16 protein-coding genes and 1 pseudogene are annotated in these 19,703 nt (G+C 73.0%); 5 read left to right on the top strand and 12 right to left on the bottom strand.

Annotation, left to right across the window (positions count from 1 at the left end):
- Positions 1–24: 24 nt before the first annotated feature.
- Both QTQ03_RS10865 and QTQ03_RS10860 read right to left on the bottom strand, forming a co-directional pair.
- A complete protein-coding gene (locus QTQ03_RS10865; RefSeq protein ID WP_289277893.1) occupies positions 25–1,809 on the bottom strand; it encodes a RelA/SpoT family protein in 1,785 nt (594 codons plus the stop codon).
- 121 nt (positions 1,810–1,930) lie between these two features.
- Positions 1,931–3,697: a DEDD exonuclease domain-containing protein gene (locus QTQ03_RS10860; RefSeq protein ID WP_289277892.1), complete on the bottom strand. Its 1,767-nt coding sequence runs from the start codon at positions 3,695–3,697 to the stop codon at positions 1,931–1,933.
- 163 nt (positions 3,698–3,860) lie between these two features.
- Here QTQ03_RS10860 and QTQ03_RS10855 point away from each other — a divergent pair.
- Positions 3,861–5,362: pseudogene (locus QTQ03_RS10855) on the top strand (NYN domain-containing protein).
- Positions 5,363–5,495: 133 nt separating this feature from the next.
- Here QTQ03_RS10855 and QTQ03_RS30320 read toward each other — a convergent pair.
- From QTQ03_RS30320 to QTQ03_RS10835, 5 genes are read right to left on the bottom strand one after another with little or no spacing between them, the layout of a single operon-like run.
- On the bottom strand, positions 5,496–5,819 hold the full coding sequence (locus tag QTQ03_RS30320; protein WP_353890585.1) for an ABC transporter permease: 324 nt from the start codon (positions 5,817–5,819) through the stop codon (positions 5,496–5,498).
- On the bottom strand, positions 5,816–6,286 hold the full coding sequence (locus tag QTQ03_RS30315; protein WP_353890584.1) for an ABC transporter permease: 471 nt from the start codon (positions 6,284–6,286) through the stop codon (positions 5,816–5,818). The genes QTQ03_RS30320 and QTQ03_RS30315 overlap by 4 nt, the downstream gene beginning before the upstream one ends.
- Positions 6,283–7,236 (bottom strand): ATP-binding cassette domain-containing protein, encoded by a 954-nt coding sequence (locus QTQ03_RS10845; protein ID WP_289277891.1) that lies wholly within the window; start codon positions 7,234–7,236, stop codon positions 6,283–6,285. The genes QTQ03_RS30315 and QTQ03_RS10845 overlap by 4 nt, the downstream gene beginning before the upstream one ends.
- Positions 7,237–7,264: 28 nt before the next feature.
- Complete coding sequence (locus QTQ03_RS10840; RefSeq protein WP_289277890.1) at positions 7,265–8,113, bottom strand: DUF4097 family beta strand repeat-containing protein; 849 nt, start codon at positions 8,111–8,113, stop codon at positions 7,265–7,267.
- A gap of 54 nt (positions 8,114–8,167) precedes the next feature.
- Positions 8,168–8,698 (bottom strand): toxin-antitoxin system HicB family antitoxin, encoded by a 531-nt coding sequence (locus QTQ03_RS10835; RefSeq protein WP_289277889.1) that lies wholly within the window; start codon positions 8,696–8,698, stop codon positions 8,168–8,170.
- A gap of 238 nt (positions 8,699–8,936) precedes the next feature.
- Between QTQ03_RS10835 and QTQ03_RS10830 the strand changes: the two genes are divergently transcribed.
- Complete coding sequence (locus tag QTQ03_RS10830; protein WP_289277888.1) at positions 8,937–10,196, top strand: M48 family metallopeptidase; 1,260 nt, start codon at positions 8,937–8,939, stop codon at positions 10,194–10,196.
- A gap of 52 nt (positions 10,197–10,248) precedes the next feature.
- Positions 10,249–11,373, top strand: coding sequence for a glycosyltransferase family 4 protein (locus QTQ03_RS10825; protein ID WP_289277887.1), 1,125 nt, complete (start codon positions 10,249–10,251; stop codon positions 11,371–11,373).
- 15 nt (positions 11,374–11,388) lie between these two features.
- Here QTQ03_RS10825 and QTQ03_RS10820 read toward each other — a convergent pair whose 3' ends face one another.
- The 5 genes from QTQ03_RS10820 to QTQ03_RS10800 form a co-directional block, all read right to left on the bottom strand.
- Entirely contained in the window at positions 11,389–13,041 is a 1,653-nt protein-coding gene (locus tag QTQ03_RS10820) for a putative bifunctional diguanylate cyclase/phosphodiesterase (RefSeq protein ID WP_289280767.1), read from the bottom strand.
- A gap of 181 nt (positions 13,042–13,222) precedes the next feature.
- Positions 13,223–14,032 (bottom strand): SAM-dependent methyltransferase, encoded by an 810-nt coding sequence (locus QTQ03_RS10815; protein ID WP_289277886.1) that lies wholly within the window; start codon positions 14,030–14,032, stop codon positions 13,223–13,225.
- 189 nt (positions 14,033–14,221) lie between these two features.
- Complete coding sequence (locus QTQ03_RS10810) at positions 14,222–14,890, bottom strand: response regulator transcription factor (protein WP_289277885.1); 669 nt, start codon at positions 14,888–14,890, stop codon at positions 14,222–14,224.
- Positions 14,891–14,897: 7 nt separating this feature from the next.
- Positions 14,898–16,589 carry a histidine kinase gene (locus tag QTQ03_RS10805; RefSeq protein ID WP_289277884.1) on the bottom strand — a complete coding sequence of 564 codons (1,692 nt, stop codon included), beginning with the start codon at positions 16,587–16,589 and terminating at the stop codon, positions 14,898–14,900.
- A 14-nt stretch (positions 16,590–16,603) separates the two neighbouring features.
- On the bottom strand, positions 16,604–18,400 hold the full coding sequence (locus QTQ03_RS10800) for an AMP-dependent synthetase/ligase (RefSeq protein ID WP_289277883.1): 1,797 nt from the start codon (positions 18,398–18,400) through the stop codon (positions 16,604–16,606).
- A 126-nt stretch (positions 18,401–18,526) separates the two neighbouring features.
- Here QTQ03_RS10800 and QTQ03_RS10795 point away from each other — a divergent pair, with 126 nt between their 5' ends.
- Both QTQ03_RS10795 and QTQ03_RS10790 read left to right on the top strand, forming a co-directional pair.
- Positions 18,527–18,979 carry an SRPBCC family protein gene (locus tag QTQ03_RS10795; protein WP_289277882.1) on the top strand — a complete coding sequence of 151 codons (453 nt, stop codon included), beginning with the start codon at positions 18,527–18,529 and terminating at the stop codon, positions 18,977–18,979.
- Positions 18,980–19,013: 34 nt separating this feature from the next.
- Positions 19,014–19,664: a hypothetical protein gene (locus QTQ03_RS10790; RefSeq protein ID WP_289277881.1), complete on the top strand. Its 651-nt coding sequence runs from the start codon at positions 19,014–19,016 to the stop codon at positions 19,662–19,664.
- The last annotated feature ends 39 nt before the right edge of the window (positions 19,665–19,703 follow it).

The following is a 19,703-nucleotide window of genomic DNA, read 5'->3' as shown; positions in this document are numbered from 1 at the left end:
TCGGACGGCCCGGGGCGTACCCGCTCACTGCCGGTGGTCGACGAGGTCGATGAGCTGCTGGACCACCGCGTCCGGTTCGATGACCCGGTCGAAGACCGCCACCAGCATCGTCTCCAGGTCGGGGTAGCCCAGTTCCTCGGAGAGCCGCAGCAGGGGCAGGTCGCTGGCGAGCCCGCGGTTGTGCCTGCGCAGGGCAAGGCCGATGGTGGCGCGACCGAGCCGGACCTTGTCGCTGATCGAGATGCCCGGCTCGGTGTGGTCGGCAAACCATCGATTGATCTGCATCTGTGCTTGTGGTGACTTGACGAAGCCGAGCCACTCCCGGCGTGGGCCGGGCGGGGCGGCTTCGGCATCGAATCCGTTGGCCGCGTCCGTCTCGGTGAAGATCTCTACCACGTCGCCCTCCGCCAGGCAGGAGGACAGCGGGGCGAGCCGGCCGTTGATCCGGGCGGCCAGACAGTGGTCGCCGCACTCGGTGTCGAGTTCGTACGCCAGGTCGACCGGGGTGGCGCCGGCGGGTAGCACCACCTGCCGCCCGTCGGCGAAGACCTGGATCTGCGCCTCGGCGAGGTCGCAGCGCAGCGATTCCAGGAACTGGGCCGGGTCGGCGGTCTCCTGCTCCCAGTCCAGGACGCGCCGTAGCCAGTCCAGCTGTTCCGCGTGGACGGCGGCGCCGGCACGGGGGAAGCGGTAGCTCGTGGCGACGCCGTACTCGGCCGACCGGTGCATCTCCGCGGTGCGGATCAGCACCTCGATCGTGTGGTCCCTCGGGCCACAGACGCTGGTGTGCAGAGATCGGTAGAGGTTGTTCTTCGGGGACGCGATGTAGTCCTTGAACCGGCCGGGCACCGGGCGCCAGACGCCGTGGATCGCGCCCAGGGCCGCGTAGCAGTCGGTGGCGGAACCGTCCACGACGACCGCGATGCGGGGCAGGTCGTACGGCACGGTGTGGCCGCCCGAGACGGTGTCCTTCCAGATCGAGTACAGGTGGCGTGGACGGGGAGTCACCTCGGCGTCCACCCGGCTGCGGCGCAGCGCCGTCCGTGCCCGCGCCACGACCTCTCCGAGGTACGCGTCCCAGCCCGCCCGTTCGTGCACGTGCCGGTCGATGCGGGCGTGTTCCTCCGGCTCCAGGTGCAGCAGCACCACGTCGTCGAGTTCACGCTTGAGGGTCTGGATCCCCAGCCGGTCGCAGAGCGGGACCAGCACCTCCTGCGTCTTGCGGGCGATCCGCTCGCGGGACGCGGCCGAGCGGACGCCGAGGGTCCGCATGTTGTGCAGGCGGTCGGCCAGCTTGATGATCAGCACTCGGACGTCCTTGCCGGCTGCGATGATCATCTTGCGGATCGTCTCCGCCTCGGCCGCCTGGCCGTAGAACGCCTTGTCGAACTTCGTCACGCCGTCGACCAGGTGGGCGACCTCCCGCCCGAAGTCGTCGGCGAGCGCCTGGAGGGTGTAGCGGGTGTCCTCGACGGTGTCGTGCAGCAGCGCCGCGACCAGGGTCACCGTGTCCATACCGAGGTCGGCGCAGATCTGGGCGACCGCGAGGGGGTGGGTGATGTACGGCTCGCCGCTCTTGCGGAACTGCCCGCGGTGCATGGTCTCGGCGATCGAGTACGCCCGGCGTAGCACCGACGGATCGGTACCGGAGTGGATGTTCCGGTGCGTTCGGACCAGACGGCTGACCGGCTCGGCCTCGGCGACGGGCCAGGACAGCAGCGAGCGCAGGCGACGGGTCAGCGGCAGGTCACCCGGCTGGGTCGGAAGCGCGCCTCCCAGGGCGGCGCCGTGTCCGGCGTCGACGTCCACGTGGGACACCTCCTCACCCCGGCTCCACGGCCGCCGTGACCCGGCAACCGGAAGCAGGCCGATGAAACGGGCAGGACTGCACTTCCCTAACAGAGTAAGCGAGTCGGCGTCGTCCGATCGGTCACTTGGTCATGAGCTTTCGGTCGAGAGTTTGACGCGACGCCGCGCTCTCCGCCTTGGTCAGCAGGTCCCGGAAGCGGCCCGCACCGGCCACCGGGGAGGCCCAGCCGGAGGAGATCTCGACCAGTCGGGTCTCCGGACGCTCCAACCAGGACAGGATGCGTTCGGTCTCCTCGGCGGAGGCGCGGGGGACCGGCCCGTCGCCCGGCAGCACGGTCTCCGCGGTGGTCCGGATCGCGACGATGGTCGGTCGTGGGTGGACGCCGGGCGGCGACACACCGGCGCCGGCGAGCCGCCCGTACCGGACCAGCGCCAGCTCCCAGCCCCCACGCGCGGCCGGGCGGGCCGCGGCCAGCTCGGCGATGCCGGTGAGCGCGGCGAGCCGCTGCATACGCGCCGCGGCGCGGAGCACCGCGGCCAGCCGGGACCGCACCACGGCTGCCTCCTCGTACCGCTGGGCGTGGGCGAGCCCCTCGATCCGGGTGAGCAGGGCGTCCACCACCACCTGCGGGTCGCTGGCGACGGCGGTGCGGAACGGCGTGACCGCGCGCGCCGCGTACTCCTGCGGCGTGATCCGGTGCTCGCAGGGTGCCGGGCAGCGCCCCAGCTCGGCCAGCGCGCAAGCCGGCGTAGCCGTGCGCCGCGAGAGCCGGTGCGTGCACTGCCGCAGCGGCACGGCGTCGTGGAAGCCGGCGGCGGCCAGCTCCGCGGCCCGACGGGAGGTGAACGGCCCGAGGTAAGCCTCGTCACCGGGGGCCAGGGCACGGACGACCGACAATCGCGGGTACGGCTCGTCGGTGAGCTTCAGCCACACCGCCCGCTCCGGGAACGTCGACCGCCGGTTGTACGGCGGGGCGTGCGCAGCGATCAACCGCAGCTCCCGTACCTCGGCCTCCAGTGAGTGGGCGCACTCCACCGCCTGAACCCGCTCGGCGGCGGCGAGCATCTCCGAGATGCGAGCCCGCTTCTCCGCCGCGGTGAAGTAGCTGCGTACCCGGGTGGCGACGTCGACCGACGTGCCGACGTAGAGTGGCCGGTCGTCGGCGCCGCGGAAGATGTAGACGCCAGGGGACTTCGGCAACCCGTGGGCGAGGTGCCGCTTGCGGCGCTGGGTCGGGCTGACCGCGCGGGCGAACTCGATCGCCTCGCCGACGCAGTGGACGTTGTGGCCGCCGAGCCGGGCGATCAGACCGTGCAGCACGTCGACGGTGGCCTTCGCGTCGTCCAGGGCCCGGTGCGTCGGCTGGGTGGCCGTGCGAAAGTACGCCGCGAGGGTGCCGAGCTTGCGGTTGGGCACGTCGTCACGGGTCAGCACCCGCCGGGCCAGTGCGGCGGTGTCCAGCACCCGGGGGCCGGGCCAGCGGTAGCCGTGCGCGGCGCAGGCGGCCTTGAGGAACCCGACGTCGTACGGAGCGTTGTGGGCGACCAAGACCGCGTCGGTCGAGAGGAACTCCAGGAAGCTCGGTAGGACCTGCTCGATCGGTGGGGCGGGCAGCAGCATCGCCTGCGTGATGCCGGTGAGCACGGTGATGAAGGGTGGGATCGGCGTGCCCGGGTTGACCAGGGTGGCGAGCACCCCCAGCTGTTCGCCGCCGCGGACCTTCACCGCACCGATCTCGGTGATGCCGCCCCCGCCCGGCGCGCCGCCGGTGGTCTCCAGGTCGACCACCACGAACGTGGTCGCGTGAAGCGGCAGCTCCGGGTCGACGCCGCCGACGGTCGGATCGAGACCGGCCAGCGACTCCTGGACATACTCCTGTCGGGCCATCGGCGGCACGCTAGCGGCCTGGTCCGACACTCCTCGCCCCGCCGGCACCACGAGCCACTCCCGGAAGCTCCCAGGCGTCCCTTGGCGGCGCGGAACCCGGCCGTGCGGAGAGATCGGCACACTCGCTGGGCGGCGGGACCGGTCGCGGTGGGAGACTTGACACATGCCCCTCGCCGAGCCGCACGACGACCAATTCCCGGGGAAGATTCGGTCGCCGCCGTGCCCGACGCGGGTGTCGAGGGTACGGGGGGCACCCTCGACGACCCCGTCGCGGCCGGCGCACCGGTCCGGACCACCGGTCCGCCGGGCCATCAGGCGGATGGCCGGCCGGAGGATCCCGCCGAGGAGGGCGGGCCGGAGCCGGAGCCCGTGCTGCCCGAGCCGGTCCGCCAGCGGATCGTGACGCTCGCCGCCGCGGTGCTGCCTGGCCTGCCCGCCGACGAGGTGCCGGTCCCACTGCGGCGGGTGGCCAAGTTCGCGCCCAACCGCCGCGCACGCCTGGGCGCGCCGGCGATCGCGGCGCAGCTGACCGGCGATCCGCTGTTCCGTCAGCGGGTCACCGCCCGGGTCCTGGCCGACGCCGGCGACCTCGGCGCGGCGGTGGTCGAGGGCACCGCGCCGGCCGTCGCCGACCCGGTCGAGGTGGCCGCGTTGGCGTACCTGGCCCGCCCCCGCGGCTGGCGGGAGCTGATCGAGGCCAGCGGCGCGGCGGTCCGCGCCGAGGCGGACAGTGCGGTCGTGGCGGAGCTGGTCCGGGAAGCCGAACAGCGCGCCACCCGTGCCGAGCACGACCGCGCGGTCGCTCGGGTCGAGGCGGACAAGCTCCGGGACGAGCTGGCCCGGGTCCGGGACGAGCTCGGGCAGCTCCGCGAGGAGGCGCGGCAGCTCGCGCGGTCGCTGCGCGAGACGCAGGCCCGGGAACGGAAAGCGTCCGAGCTGCTCGCCACCGAGCGCGGCCGGGCTGCCCGAGCGGCGGCGGACGCCGAGGCCGAGCGGCGTCGGGCCCGGGCCCGGCTGGCCGAGGCCGAGGCGGCGGCGGGGGTCGCCCGGGCCAGTACCAAGGAGGCCCGGGCGGTCGACGACGCCCGGCTGTGGTTGCTGCTGGAGACGATCGGGCAGGCCGCCGTCGGGCTGCGACGGGAGCTGGCGCTCGACCCGGTGGATCGGCTGCCGGCCGACTTCGTCGCCGGCGCCTTCGCCGACCAGTCCGGCACCACCGCGGCCGGCGCGGCGGCCCGAGCCCGGGACACCGACGACCCGGCCCGGCTGGACCAGCTGCTCGCCCTGCCCCGGGCGCACCTTCTGGTGGACGGCTACAACGTCACCAAACGCGGTTTCGGCGAGATGTCGCTGGAACAGCAGCGCAAGCGGCTCATCACCGGGCTGGGCGGGATCGCCGCGCAGACCGGTGACGAGGTGACGGTGGTCTTCGACGGCGCCGAGCGGATGCACGGCCTGCCACCGAACCCGCGGGGCGTCCGGGTGCTCTTCTCCCGCAAGGGGGAGACCGCCGACGAGCTGATCCGACGCCTGGTTCGGGCCGAGCCGCCGGGCCGCCCGGTGGTGGTGGTCTCCTCGGACCGCGAGGTGGCCGACGGTGTCCGTCGGCACGGCGCGTACCCGCTCGGGGCCGACGCGCTGCTGCGCCGCCTGGCCCGTGCGTGACCGGCCGACGGCCGGCTGGCGACCGGCCGGCACCGACACACGGCCGGCATCGGCCCCCGGCGTGGTGGCGGATCCGGGCCGGCCACCCGTCAGGTCGCGGCGGGTAGCCGGCCCGGTGCGGCGGGATGTCCGCTCAACGGGACGGGTCCCGGTTGTAGAGACGCTTCGCCCACAGGTAGCCGACCAGGGCGATACCGGCACACCAGGCGGCGGCGACCATGGCGTCCGTGCCCACCGGGGCGCCGGCGAGCAGGCCGCGCAGGGTGTCGATGATCGGGGTGAAGGGCTGGTGTTCGGCGAACTGGCGGAGCCCGGCCGGCATCGAGTCCGTCGGCACGAACCCGCTGCTGACGCAGGGCAGGAAGGTCAGCGGCGTGGGCAGGTTGCTCGCCGTCTCGACGCTGCGCGACACCAGGCCGAACGCCACCGACAGCCAGGCGAGCGCGAACGTGGTCATCGCCAACACTCCGACCGCCCCGAACCAGCCGGCTGGATCCGCCGGGGGCGGAAGCCGACGAGCAGTGCGACACCGAGCACCACGGCGACGCTGAGCATGGTCTGGACCATGGCCCCGATGACGTGCCCGGTCAGCACCGAGACGCGGGCGATGGCCATGGTGCGGAACCGGCCGATGATGCCTTCCGTCATGTCCATCGCCACCGACACCGCCGTGCCGGTGGCGGCTACACCGACGGTCATCAGCAGGATCCCCGGCGTGACGTAATCGACGTAGTCGGCGCGTCCACCCGGGCTACCGCTCAGGCCGGCGCCCAGCGTGCCGCCGAAGACGTAGACGAAGAGCAGCAGGAACAGCACGGGCAGGCCGACGATCAGCACCGTCATGGACGGATAGCGAACCACTCGGCGCAGGTTGCGCCGCAACATGGTGGTCGAGTCACGGACGGCGTACGAGATGGTGGTCATCGGCGCAGGCTCCCCGCCGTCTCGGGCTGGCCGGTGAGGGCCAGGAAGACGTCGTCCAGGTCAGGGGTGTGCACGGAGAACGAGTCGACGGTGATCGCCAGGCTGTCGAGCCGCTCCAGCAGCGACCGTAGCGACCGGACGCTGCCGTCGCTGGGCACGTGCAGGGTGAGTTGTCCGTCGTCCCGGGTGGCGTCCGGGAGGGCAGTGACGGCCGACCGGTAGGCCACCTCGTCGCCGAAACGCAGGATCACGTGTCCGCCGGGGACGAGACGCTTGAGCTCGGCCGGGGTGCCGTCGGCCACCAGCCGGCCGTGGTCGAGCACCGCGATCCGGTCGGCGAGCTGATCCGCCTCCTCAAGGTACTGCGTGGTCAGGAAGATGGTCACGCCGTCGGCGACGAGGTCCCGGACGATCTGCCACATGGCGTGCCGGCTGCGCGGGTCGAGGCCGGTGGTGGGCTCGTCGAGGAAGACCACCCGGGGCTGACCAACCAGGCCCATCGCGAGGTCCAGCCGGCGACGCATCCCGCCGGAGTAGGCGGTGGCGGGCTTGCCGGCCGCCTCCGTCAGGTCGAACAGCCGGAGCAGCCCCTGGGCGCGTCGCCGACCCTCCCGCCGTGGCAGGTGGTGCAGGTCGGCCATGAGGAGCAGGTTCTCCTCGCCGGTCAGCAGTCCGTCCACCGCGGAGAACTGCCCGGTCACGCCGATCGCCGCGCGGACCGCGTCGGGCTCGCGGGCCGGGTCGTGGCCGGCGACCCGGATCTCGCCGGCATCGGCGCTGATCAGGGTGGAGAGGATCTGCACGGTGGTGGTCTTGCCGGCGCCGTTGGGGCCGAGCAGAGCGAAGACCGTTCCTGCTGGCACGGTCAGGTCGATGCCGTCGAGTACGACCTTCTCGCCGTACGACTTGCGCAGCCCGGTGGTCCGGATCGCCGGTTGGGGCGTGGACATGGTTGTCTCCTCTTCTGCGGTGTGCCCGTCAGGCCCGGCGAACGACGATGTCGCCGACCCAGGTGCGGGCCCGGACTGCGACGGTCTCGTCGGTGTTCTGCGGTGCGGGGCCGGTGGCAAGGTCGTTGCGCACGTGTCCGGCCTTGGTGTCGAGGTCGAGCCAGGCGGCGGTGCCCGCGCTGATGCCGACCTCGAGGGAGCCGGCCGCGGATTGCAGGGTTGCCGCGCCCCGGGTGACCTCGCCGATCCGCACGCCGCCGTTGGCGGTCTTCGCGGAGACGCCGGCATGTGCCCGGTCGACGGTGATGTTGCCGTTCGCCGCGTTGACGCGTAGCTCGCCGGTGACCGTACCGATCCAGCTGTCGCCGTTGGAGTTCTTGAGCTTCGCTGGTCCGTCGACCCGGTCGATGCGAATGGCGCCGCTGCCGGTGGTGACCTCGACATCGCCGTCGGCATGCGTCACCAGGACGTCCCCGCTGCCGCTACTCAGTCTCACCACGCCGGATCGGTCGAGCCGGATCTGTCCGAAGCCGGTCTTGAACTGGCACTCGCCGAGCCGGCCGTCGCAGTCGAGTTCGCCCATGCCGGTATTGCCCCGCACCTGGGAGCCGGACGGCAGTTCGATCGTGACGTCGATCCCGCCGGTCCGGCCGAACACAGAGCTGAGTTGCTTTGTTGCCGCGACGGTCAGCGCACCGTCCGCGTACTCGACGCGGGTTTGTTCGGCGACCTTCAGGTCGGCTTTGCTGGATTCGTCGATCGGTCGTACGTCGATGACGGTATCGGTGCGATCGCTGGCTCTGATCCGTACGTTGCCGACGACGAAACCGAGACTGACCGTGACGGATATCGGGTGGGAGGTGGCAAAGGTCGGCATTTCTGATCCTTCGGGTCGATTCTGGTCCAGGGATGGGGTGGCTGCGGTCGGGGGTCAGTGCACCCAGCCGGTGAAGCGTTGGCCGGTGCTGGCGGCGCGGGTGCTGGTGGCGCCGGGCCCGAGCGCGGCGGCGGCGGCCCGGACGAGCCAGGAGTTGACCGAGAGCCGCTCGCGGGCGGCGGCCTCCTCGACCCGGGACTTGAGGTCCTCGGGCAGGCGGAGGTTGATCCGGGATGTCGCGCCCTTGTCGCCGGGCGTGGTGGTCTCGTCGATCGGGGGCGTGGGGGCGTCTGTCATCTGGTCGGCTGCCGGTGGCTGCTCGATCGGTGGAGACGTCACCACGAAGTCCGGGTCCCGCCCGGTGAGGCGCAGGTGGACCGAGCCGGGGGCGAGGTCGCGGGTGATCTCTGCGCTGGCTGCGGACAGTGCCTCCAGCAGGGTGAGCCGGATCGCCGATTCGAGGGGAGCGGTGAGGCGCTCGGCGAGCGCCCGCGCCTCGTCCCCCCGGCCGCCGCGGCGACGGCCAGTTCCCGCCGGAGCAGTTCGACATACGGGTTGAGGTTCATGGTGCCATGATAGAGCCATAGTGGCACAAAGGAAAGGCAGATTGGCTCAGTGTGGCTCAGGATGGGTGGACACCGCGACGACGACGCCCCCGCAAGACGGGTCAAGGTGTGGCCACACCTCGTGGGCACCCCGGCGCCGCCTCGGGCGGACCACTACGATGGGCGCTCACGACGGGAGGAACGCCTATGACGCGAGAGCGGTGCGGTGCCGGCGGGCCCGTCGCGGTGGCCGGCGCCCCGGGCCGGGAGGCGGCCCGGTGAGCCCACGCGGTTGGGCGGCGCTGACACTGGCCGGGCTGGTCGTCGCGCTGGCGGTCGCCGCAGCCCTGCTGATCCCGTGGCAGCGTCCGCCGGCCCCCCGCGCCGACCAGCTCGCCGCCCTGCGGGACCTGCCGGTCGATCAGGTGGCGCGGGGCCGCGAGTTCCGCGCCGCGCTTCGGCCCGCCGGTTGGGCCGTCCTCGGCGTCGGGTTGCTGGTGGCGCTCGCCCTCGGCCTCACCCCGCTGGGCAGCCGCCTGGTCGAGCTGGCCGGGCGCCCCTTCGGCGGGCACTGGGCCGCGCAGGCGGTGCTCGGCGGGCTCGCCGTGGTGCTCGTCGCCGATCTGGTCACCCTGCCGTTCGCCGCGTGGCGGCACGTCGTGCTGACCCGCTACGGGCTGGCCACCAACGGCTGGGGCGGTTGGACGGTCGACCTGCTCAAGTCGTACGCCGTCAGCGCCGTCATCGGGGCGGTGGCGCTGCTCGGCTTCTACACCGTGATCCGGCTGGCACCGCGCTGGTGGTGGGCGTTGGGCGCGGCCGGCGCGGCCGGCCTGGTGGTGCTGCTGTCGTTCGCGCTGCCGGTGCTGGTGGAGCCCGTGTTCAACCGGTTCACCCCGATGGAGCCGGGTCCGCTGCGTACCCAGCTGACAGAGCTGGCGGCCCGCGACGGGGTGCCGGTCCGCGACGTGCTGGTGGCCGACGCGTCCCGCCGCACCCGGGCGGTCAACGCGTACGTCTCCGGAATCGGGCCGACCCGGCGGATCGTCGTGTACGACACCCTGCTCCGGGAAGCCACCCCGGCCGAGGTGACCGCGGTGGTGGCACACGAGCTGGGCCACGCGAAGGACCGGGACGTGGCGGTCGGCACGTTCACCGGCGCGCTGGGCGCGGCGGCGGCGGTCGTGGCGCTCTACCTGCTCGGCTCCTCCGGCCCGCTGCTGCGATTGGCCGGCGTCGACTCGGTTGCCCAGCCCCGCGCGTTCCCGCTGCTGATGGCGCTGGTGACGGTGGCCGGGCTGGTCTGGACGCCGGCGCAGGCGCTGATGTCGCGGCGGGTCGAGGCCCGCGCCGACGCCCATTCGCTCGCGCTCACCGGCGACCCGGTCGCCTTCGAGGCGATGCAGCGCCGGCTCGCCGGCATCAACCTCGCCGACCCCGATCCACCCCGCCTGGAGTACCTGTACTCCGCCTCCCACCCGTCGACCGTGGAGCGGATCGCCGCCGCCCGCGCCTACGCCAGAAAGACCGGCCCATGAGCGAGCGTCAGCGAGCAAGCGACCTGTCACCGTTGGGCATGGTGGGGCCGGCATGAGCAGGACGTTGCTGGTCACGAACGACTTCCCGCCCCGTCCCGGTGGCATCCAGTCCTTCGTGCACAACCTCGCCGTCCGCCAGCCCCCGGGCTCGGTGGTGGTCTACGCCTCCAACTGGCGGGGCGCCGAGACGTTCGACGCCGACCAGCCCTTCGAGGTGGTGCGCGAACGGACCCGGGTGCTCCTGCCCACCCCGCCGGTGGCCCGGCGGGCGGCGCGGCTGGCCCGGTCGTACGACTGCGACACCGTGTGGTTCGGCGCCGCGGCCCCGCTCGGGCTGCTCGCCGCGGGACTACGTCGGCGGGCCGGAATCCGGCGGGTCGTGGCGCAGACCCACGGCCACGAGGTCGGCTGGGCTGCGCTGCCCGGAGCCCGGACGGCGTTGCGCCGCATCGGGCGGGGCGTCGACGTGACGACCTACCTGGGGGAGTACACCCGGATCCGGCTGGAGCGGGCGTTGCACGGGGTCACCGAGTTACGCCGCCTCGCGCCCGGGGTCGACGTGGACGCCTACCATCCGTCGGTCGACGGGGAGCCGGTGCGCGCGCGGCTCGGCGTGGCCGACCGCCCGGTGGTGGTCTGTGTGTCCCGGCTGGTGCCGCGCAAGGGGCAGGACATGCTGATCCGGGCCTTGCCGGAGATCCGCCGCCGCGTCCCGGACGCCGCGCTGCTCGTCGTGGGCGGCGGCCCGTACCGAGCGGCGTTGGAGAAGCTGGCCCGGCAGGCCGGGGTCGAACGGGATGTGGTGTTCACCGGCACGGTGCCGGCGGTCGAGCTGCCCGCCCACTACGCGGCCGGTGACGTGTACGCGATGCCCTGTCGCACCCGCAACCGTGGCCTGGACGTGGAAGGGCTCGGCATCGTCTACCTGGAGGCCTCGGCGACCGGTCTGCCCGTGGTCGCCGGTGACTCGGGCGGCGCGCCCGACGCGGTCCGGGACGGGGAGACGGGCTTCGTGGTCCGCGGGCGGGACGTGGCCCAGCTCGCCGACCGGGTGGCGACGCTGCTCGCCGACCGGGACCTGGCCCGGCAGTTCGGCGCGGCGGGCCGCGCCTGGGTCGAGCGGGAGTGGCGCTGGGAGCACCAGGCCCGGCGGATGGCCGCCCTCCTCGCGGGTTGACCCGACGGGCGGCGGTCAGCGAAGTCGGGCCCGGATCCGGTCGGCGGGTTCGGGGCGGCCGAAGTGCCAGCCCTGCCCGGCGTCGCAGCCGATCGCGCGTAGCCGCTCGGCCTGCCCGGCCGTCTCCACGCCCTCGGCGGTGACGGTCAGATCCAGCGCGTGCGCCAGCGACACCAGGCTGGCGAGGATCCGTTCGTCGGCCTGGGCCTGGCGGGTACGCAGACCGGCCACGAACTCCCCGGCCACCTTCAGCTCGGTCACCGGCAGGGCCCGCAGGTACGCCAGGTTGCTGTAGCCGGTGCCGAAGTCGTCGATCGCGATCCGGACGCCGAGGTCCGCGAGGGCCCGCAGCGCCCGGACGGGTTCCTCGGCGGTGCTCATCATGGTGCTCTCGGTGATTTCCAGCTGGAGACGCTCCGGCGGCAGCCCGGTGCGCCGCAGCAGGGCGCGGACCTCCTGGACCAGCCCGGGGCGGTGCACCTGCCGGACGGCCAGGTTGACGCTCACGAACGGTGCCCCGCCGGTCGCCGGCCAGCTTCCCGCCGCCCGGCACGCTTCGGCGAGCACCCAGTAGCCGAGCGGCACGATCAGGCCCGTCTCCTCGGCCAGGTCGATGAAGCGGTCGGGGCGCAGCACGCCCAGCTCCGGGTGCCGCCAGCGCACCAGCGCCTCCGCCCCGAGCACACGGCCGTCGCGCAGCGAGGTCAGCGGTTGGTAGTCGAGGTAGAACTCGCCCCGGTCCAGCGCGACCGGGATCGCCGCCGACAGCGCCTGCCGGTCCAGTTGTCGGTGGTGGCGGTCGGCGTCGTACAGCTCCCAGCGCCCACCACCGGCCGCCTTGGCCCAGTGCATGGTGCAGTCGGCCGCCCGCATCAACTCCCCCGGAGAGGTGTCGGCGACCGGCCGCTCCACGATCCCGATGCTCGCCGTGACGGCCACTTCCTGCTCCGCCACCACGGCCGGTTCACGCACGGCAGCCAGGGCCGCCTCGGCGACCGCGATCACGTCCCGGGTGCCGCCGGTGCCCTCGACCAGGACGACGAACGCGTCACCGCCGAGACGGGCGACCAGGTGGCTGTCGAGGGCTGTCCGCAGGCGCTCGGCCACAGTGGTGAGCACAACGTCGCCGACCTGGTGCCCGTGCGAGTCGTTGACCCGCTTGAACCGGTCCAAATCGAGGAAGCAGAGCCCGACACGGTCGACGCCTCGGCCGGGGGCGTTGACGGCCGTGGCGAGCCGCTCGGTGAACAGTGTCCGGTTCGGCAGGTCGGTGAGGGGGTCGTGGGTGGCCTGGTGCCGGAAGCGGGCCTCGCTGGCCCGCAGCGCCCGCTCCGCCTGCACCCGCGCGGTCAACGCGGCCCGCCGGATCGACTCCTGTTCGTCCAGGGTGCGGTCACGCAACGCTCGCGCGTACCCGGTGGTCACCGCGGCGAGAAGCCGGGCCATCCGATCCTCCGCGTCCTCGGTGACCAGCCCCAGGTCGCGCACCAGCCGCAGCTGGATGACCTCGACGGTGCGCCCGAGCCCTTCGGCGGATGCGATGTGCGCGGCCACCAGCTCCGCACCCACCCGCTGACCGGCGCGCAGGTCGAAGGGCTCGGCGCGCAGCGCCGCCGCCAGTTCCCCGGTGAGGCGGCACAGCAACCCCTCGAGCTGGGCCTGCGCCATCGGCAGGTAGCTCGTCCCGGTGACCGCTTTCGCCCAAGCGTGGGCGAAGGTCAGCGCGCCGGATCGGGATGCGGCGTCGGCATCCGGCTCCGGCCGGGGTGGTGTCCGGAGGTCCGTCGCGGTCCGAGCTGCCCTGCCGGCCCCGGTGCGACCGCTGAGGCCGGGCGCCGCTCCGGGCGGCTCAGCCACCGGACCGTCCCACGCCGCCGATGAACCCCGACTGCTCGGCGTCCTCGGTGTTCTCCGAGAACTCCGGGCGCCATTGCGGCACCCAGACGACACCTGGCTCCACCAACTCGAAGCCGTCGAAGAGGGCGGTCAACTCGGCGCGGCTGCGCAGCCACAGCGGGTTGTCGGTGCGTCGGTAGATGGCCTCCGCCTCGGCCCGCTCGTCGTCGTCGCGTCCGTCGGCGCTGGCCTGCGACAACACCAGCCAGCTTCCGGGGGCGACGGCGTCGCGCAGCGTCCGCAGCAGCTCGCCCGGCCGGTCGTCGGCGGCGACGAAGTGCAGAACCGCGACGACGAGCACGGCGACCGGCCGGTCGAGGTCGAGCAGCCGCCGTACCTCGGGATGGCCGAGGATGCGCTCGGGGTGGCGCAGATCCTCCTGCACCACCGTCGTCCGGTCGTTGCCGGCGAGAATTTCCTGACTGTGCGCAACGGCCACCGGGTCGATGTCGACATACACCACCCGGGAGTCGGGGGCGTGGCGCTGGGCGATCTCGTGCACGTTGCCCACCGTGGGGATGCCTGAGCCGATGTCGAGGAACTGCCGGACGCCGGCGTCGACCAGAAACTGCACGGCCCGCCGCAGAAACGCTCGGTTTGCCTGGGCCATCAGCGGCGCCTCGGGCACCGCCGTCACCATGGCCTGCGCCGCCGCGCGGTCCACCGCGAAGTTGTGGGAGCCGCCGAGGTAGTAGTCGTACATGCGGGCCACGCTGGGACGTTCGATGTCGATGTCGTCGGGTGCCCAGTTCGGCCGTCCCATGCCTCACCTCTTCACCGAGCGCGGGCCGCGCCGCCCGCGGACCGCCCCTCCGCCGGGGGAGACCATAGCGTGTGCGGCCGTGCGGGGTCGAATACGAGACTCGATGAAGAATACGAGACTCGATGAAGCGGCCCACGCCCGTCGGGTGGACGGGCGTGGGCCCGGCAGCGGTGCGTCGCCGCGGCAGGGTCAGAACTTCGGCGCGTCCGGCGCCTCGAGTAGGCCGAGCCGCAGCGCCGTCATCAGCGCCTGGGCGCGGTTGGCGGCGCCCAGCTTCTCGTAGAGCTTGGAGATGTGGGTCTTGGCGGTGGACTCGCTGACGAAGAGCTGCTTGGCGATGCCGGCGACGCTCATGCCGTCGGCGAGTAGCCGCAGCACCTGACCCTCGCGAGGGGAGAGCTGCGGGCCGGAGGGCGCCAGCCGGCGCTTCATCGCCTCGGCGAGGTCGGCGGCGGTGAAGGCGCTGGGGGAGGAGGCGGCGTGCCGGGCCGCCGCGACCACCTCGTCGGCCGGGGCGGTCTTCGGCACGAAGGCGCTCGCACCCGCCTCCAGCGCGCCGAAGAGCTGGTCGTCCCCGGCGTACATGGTCAGCACGACGATGCCCATGGTGGCGCTGGCTTTCCGCAGCGCCCGGGTGGCCTCCAGGCCGCTGCCGTCGGGCAGCCGCAGATCCATGATCACCACATCCGGCTGGAGCGCGCCGGCCTGGCGGACGCCCTCGGCCGCCGTCGCGGCCTCGCCGACGACCTCGAACTGTCGGTCGCGCTCGAAGGCGTGCCGGAGACCCTTACGGATCAGGTCGTGGTCGTCGACAAGGAGGACCTTGGTGCGGGCGGCCGGTGTCGGGCTGATGGTCATCCTCGGGTTACTCCCCTTCTGCTGCTGCGCTGCCATGCAGGTTATCGCGCCGAGGCGACGAACCCAGTACCACCGCCACGGTCGTACCGCTCGGCTGTCGCGGCCTGATCTCCAACCGGCCCCGGATACGTTCCGCCCTCTCCGCCATGATCGCAAGACCGTAGTGCCCGTCTGAGCGCTGCTCACCCATCCCGTGACCGTCATCCGACACTTCGATCTGGGCGTACGGGGGGTCCACCGCACAGGTGACCCAGAGGTTCGAAGCGCCGGCGTGCTTGCGCGCGTTGGTCACCGCCTCCTGCGCGATGCGCAGCAGCTCGGCCTCCGTGGCGGCGGGCAACCGCGCGGTCGACTCGTCCAGCGACAGGTGCACCCGCAGCCCGCCGGAGGCACCGACGGTGCGGGCGTACTCGGCGATCGCGGCGGCCAGGCCGCCGTGCCGGTCCACCTCGCTGCGCAGCTCGAACAGGCTCAGCCGCAGCTCGGTGATCACCCGGGTCACCTCCTGGCGTAGCGTGCGCAGGCTCTCGGCGGTCTCCTCGGCGTCGTCGTGCACCGTGGCCAGGGCATTGTCGATGCCGTAGCCGACCATCACCAGCTCCTGGGCCACCCCGTCGTGGATCTCCCGGGCCAGCCGCTGCCGCTCCTCGTTGGTGGCCAACGACCGTACCTCGTCGAAGAGCAGCGCCGCCTCCAACCGCAGCGCCGCCGGGCTGGTCAGCCCCGTCACCCGGGACACGACGTCGGGCGGGTACGCCTGCGCGGCGTCCGCCTCCAGCACCACCAGCCCCACCGTGCGCACCCCGGCGACCAGCGGGACGATCAGCGCCGACACGTCGCCGTCGGGCTGCGAGCGGGTCTGGGAGCGGGCCGCGGTCTGCGGCTGTTGGCTGGCCCACGCGTCGGCGATGGCCGAATCCGCGTCCAGCGTCGTCTCCCAGTCCATCCGGTCGACGCACGACTGGACCAGCACCACCAGCCGGCCGCCGGCACTGGCCGACAGCACCGCCGCCCGGTCCGCGCGAGCCACCGCGCGCAGCTCCTCCAGCAGGTGCTCCGAGATGCCGCCCGGGTCGAGGGTGGCACCCGGCAGTTGCCGGGCCACCGTGCGGAGCTGGGTGAGCAGCCGGGTCGCCTCGGCGTACGGTTGGGGCGTGCCGTCGCCGCGCGCCAGCATCATCCGGTGCAGCGTGCCCGCCGCGTAGAGACCGAGGGCGGCGAGGATCAGCCACTGAGCGCAGACGGCGAGGTAGCCGATCTGGGTGAGCTGCCGCTCGCCGTCGACCTCGGTCAGCGCGCCCGCCACGAGCAGGGTGACCGCGGTGATCGCGAGCAACCCGCCGCCCTCACGGAACCGCCGACGCAGCGCGGTGACGGTGACCGGCACCGCCAGGTACGGCAGCACCGCGGAGGCGCCCAGCCCGCCGATCTTGCCGCCGAGCATGGCCACCGCGCCGACCTGGCTCGCGGCCAACCCGAGCACGACCACCTCAGCCACCCGGCTGAGCGGCCCGAGCAGGCGGTGCGTCGGCGTCAGCGACGCCGGCAGGCCCGCCACCGCCAGCAGCGCGATCCACCACAGCTGCGTGATGTCGCGTGTCGCGAACAGGGTCAGGACCGCGACCAGCGCCAGCATGACCACCCGCGCCGCGGTGGCGAGGGGGTGCGGGTGCGACAGGGCAGGTGTGGAGGCGGGCACGTGACGGATCGTAGTCAGCCGCGGTAGATCTCGGCGATCTCCGCAGCGTACGTCTTGTGTACGACCTGCCGCTTGACCTTGAGCGACGGGGTCAGTTCCCCGGTCGCCTCGGTGAAGTCCCGGGGCAGGATCACGAAGACCTTGATCGCCTCGGCCTTGGAGACCGCCTGGTTGGCGACGTCGATCGCGCCCTGGATCTCGGCTCGTAGCGCGTCGTGCTCGCGTAGCCGCTCGACCGGGGTGTCCGTCGGCATGTCGGCCGACCCAAGCCACCCCGGCAGCGCCTCCTCGTCGACGGTGACCAGCGCGGCGATGAACGGCTGCCGGTCACCGACCACGACGCACTGGCTGACCAACGGGTGTGCCCGGACCTGGTCCTCCAGCACCGCCGGGGCGACGTTCTTACCGCCGGCGGTAACGATGATCTCCTTCTTGCGGCCGGTGATGCTCAGGTAGCCGTCGTTGTCCAGCTGTCCCAGGTCGCCGGTGTGGAACCAGCCGTCGGCCAGCGCCTCCGCGGTGGCGGTCTCGTTGCGCCAGTAGCCGGAGAAGACGATGTCGCCGGCGATGAGGACCTCCCCGTCGTCGTCGATCCGGATGGTGACGCCGGGTAGCGGCCGGCCGACGGTGCCGACCCGGGTGGCGCCGGGCAGGTTGGCGGCGGCCGCGGGAGACGTCTCGGTCAGCCCGTAGCCCTCGCAGATGGCCACGCCGACGCCACGGAAGAAGTGCCCCAGCCGGGCGCCGAGCGGCGCGCCGCCGGAGATGGCGCTGTGGCACCGGCCGCCGAGCGCCGCGCGGAGTTTGCGGTAGACGAGCTTGTCGAAGAGCGCGTGCTGTGCGCGTAGCAGCAGGCCCGGGCCGTCCGAGGTCTCCAGGGCCTCGCTGTACGCGATGGCGACCGCCTCGGCGCGGGCGAAGATCCTGCCCTTGCCGTCGGCCTCGGCCTTCTGCTTGGCGGAGTTGTAGACCTTCTCGAAGACCCGCGGCACGGACAGCACGAACGTGGGGCGGAACTCCTGGAGTTCGGTGACCAGGTTCTTCGTGTCCGCGCAGTGCGCCATGGGGGCGCGGGCCTGCACCACACCGACCTGGATGAGCCGGGCGAAGGCGTGCGCCAGCGGCAGGAACAGCAGGGTGGAGGCACCCTCGCCGAACAGGTTCGGCAGGACCGGTACCGCGTTGGTGACGTCGGCGTACATGTTGCGGTGGGTGAGCACGCACCCCTTCGGTCGACCGGTGGTGCCGCTGGTGTAGATGATGGTGGCGAGGTCGGTTGAGCGCGCCGCCGCGCGGCGCCGCTCGATCTCCGCCGGGTCGACCGCGGCGCCCGCCGCGACCAGCTCGTTCACCGCGCCGAGGTCGATCTGCCACACGTTCTCCAGCTCGGGCGCCCGGTCCCGGACCCCGGCGACCAGCGCGGCGTGCGCGTCGGTCTCCACCAGCGCGGCGGTGGCGCCCGAGTCGGAGAGGATCCAGGCGGCCTGCTCAGCGCTGGACGTCTCGTAGATCGGCACGGTGACGGCGCCGGCGGTCCAGATGGCGTAATCGAACAGCGTCCACTCGTAGCGCGTCCGGCTCATCAGGGCGACCCGGGCTCCTGGCTGCACGCCGGCAGCGACCAGGCCTCGGGCCACCGCCACCACCTCGTCACGGAACTGTCGGCAGGTCACCTCGGTTCGGGCGCCGTCGGGGCCAGGGCGGACGAACTGCACAGCGTCCGGGGCGACCTCGGCGTTGTCCCAGACCGGGTCGGTGAGGTTGGCCGAGTCGCCGACGGTGACGATCGGCGGGACGGAGAACTCGCGCACCTGCACTCTCCTCGTGCTCTCGCGGGCCGGGCCGGCCGCCACCTCGGGTCGGCTCTGTCGAAACCTACCCGGCCAGCCGGGAGGGTGGCACGGGCAGGTTCGGTCGCGGGCCGGTAACCTCCCCCCATGGCGGACTCCTCCACCCAGTCGATCATCATCGGTGCGCCACCGGAGCGGGTGGCTGCGGTCATCTGCGACTTTCCCCGTTACCCCGAGTGGACGGACGCGGTGCAGCGGGTGGAGGTCGAGGAGTTCGACAACGGCTACGCCAGCCAGGTGCGGTTCACCATCGACGCGAGCGTGCTGGTCGACGAGTATGTGCTGGCCTACGAGTACGCGGCGGGCCTAACCCGCATCGAGTGGCACCTGGTGGCGCCGTCGAAGATGCAGCGGTCCCAGCGCGGCTCGTACGATCTCGTGGGTAACGCCGATGGCACGACCACGGTGACCTACACGCTGGAGGTCGAGCTGTCGGTCGGAATGCTCGGGATGTTCCGCCGCAAAGCCGAAAAAATGATCATGGACGCCGCGTTGAAGCAGCTCAAGCGCCGGGTAGAAGCCCTCGGTGCGGCGCAGTGACGCGGCTGGCGGCACGCGGGTAGAGGAGCCGACCATGGTGGCAACGGATCCGGGTTCGGCCCGGGAAGAGGCGGAACGACTGGTCGCCACCCTGTTGGCCACCGCGCGGTCAGCCGGTGACGGGACGGGGCCGTGGGGCCCGCTCGGTGGGATCGTGTCGAGTGTCCTCGGTCACAGCACCGCCCCGAGCGTGGCGGGTGGGGGCGGTTTGGCCACCGGTACGGCCGAGTGTTGCATCTGTCCGGTCTGCCGCGCGATCGCCGCGTTACGGGACCCGAGCCCGGAGTTCGCCGAGCGGCTCGCCACCGGCGCCGGCGACCTGGCCGCCGGAGTGGCCAGCCTGCTGCGAGCGTTCGCCTCGGCCGAGCCGCCCCACGAACGGGCCGACGCGTCCGCGTCCGCCACCCGGGACGAGCGGACCGAGGACCACGTGTGGCGCGAGGCCACCCGAAACGGGCAGGGTTCTCCGCCAGTGCCCGAGGCGCAGGATTCTCCGCCAGCGCCCGAGGCGGACGTCTGGTCCGCCGCCACCCGTGCGAGGGAGACCGTCGTCCCGGCCGTCGCACCGCCCGCCGACGTCGCCGGGCCGGCCACGCTGGAGACCACGCGGGCGAAGACCGACCGTGTTGGGGTGCCCGCCTCCCGGGCGCCCGCCGAGGCGGGCGAGGACGCCCGGGGGGTCTGACCAGTACCTCCCGACACCCACCGGTGGGGCCGGGGCAGC

It is taken from the genome of Micromonospora sp. WMMA1363 (genome assembly GCF_030345795.1).
Taxonomy (GTDB): domain Bacteria; phylum Actinomycetota; class Actinomycetes; order Mycobacteriales; family Micromonosporaceae; genus Micromonospora.
The sequence above is the reverse complement of the archived record's forward strand: the minus strand, read 5'-3'. Positions and strand labels throughout refer to the sequence as shown.

What these genes read in the sequence shown, in the direction of transcription:
- QTQ03_RS10860 (WP_289277892.1), bottom strand. Translation starts at nt 3,697, where the DNA reads ATGGCCCGACAGGAGTATGTCCAGGAGTCGCTGGCCGGTCTCGATCCG.
- QTQ03_RS30320 (WP_353890585.1), bottom strand. Translation starts at nt 5,819, where the DNA reads ATGACCACGTTCGCGCTCGCCTGGCTGTCGGTGGCGTTCGGCCTGGTG.
- QTQ03_RS30315 (WP_353890584.1), bottom strand. Translation starts at nt 6,286, where the DNA reads ATGACCACCATCTCGTACGCCGTCCGTGACTCGACCACCATGTTGCGG.
- QTQ03_RS10845 (WP_289277891.1), bottom strand. Translation starts at nt 7,236, where the DNA reads ATGTCCACGCCCCAACCGGCGATCCGGACCACCGGGCTGCGCAAGTCG.
- QTQ03_RS10840 (WP_289277890.1), bottom strand. Translation starts at nt 8,113, where the DNA reads ATGCCGACCTTTGCCACCTCCCACCCGATATCCGTCACGGTCAGTCTC.
- QTQ03_RS10835 (WP_289277889.1), bottom strand. Translation starts at nt 8,698, where the DNA reads ATGGCTCTATCATGGCACCATGAACCTCAACCCGTATGTCGAACTGCT.
- QTQ03_RS10825 (WP_289277887.1), top strand. Translation starts at nt 10,249, where the DNA reads ATGAGCAGGACGTTGCTGGTCACGAACGACTTCCCGCCCCGTCCCGGT.
- QTQ03_RS10820 (WP_289280767.1), bottom strand. Translation starts at nt 13,041, where the DNA reads ATGGCGCAGGCCCAGCTCGAGGGGTTGCTGTGCCGCCTCACCGGGGAA.
- QTQ03_RS10815 (WP_289277886.1), bottom strand. Translation starts at nt 14,032, where the DNA reads ATGGGACGGCCGAACTGGGCACCCGACGACATCGACATCGAACGTCCC.
- QTQ03_RS10810 (WP_289277885.1), bottom strand. Translation starts at nt 14,890, where the DNA reads ATGACCATCAGCCCGACACCGGCCGCCCGCACCAAGGTCCTCCTTGTC.
- QTQ03_RS10795 (WP_289277882.1), top strand. Translation starts at nt 18,527, where the DNA reads ATGGCGGACTCCTCCACCCAGTCGATCATCATCGGTGCGCCACCGGAG.
- QTQ03_RS10790 (WP_289277881.1), top strand. Translation starts at nt 19,014, where the DNA reads ATGGTGGCAACGGATCCGGGTTCGGCCCGGGAAGAGGCGGAACGACTG.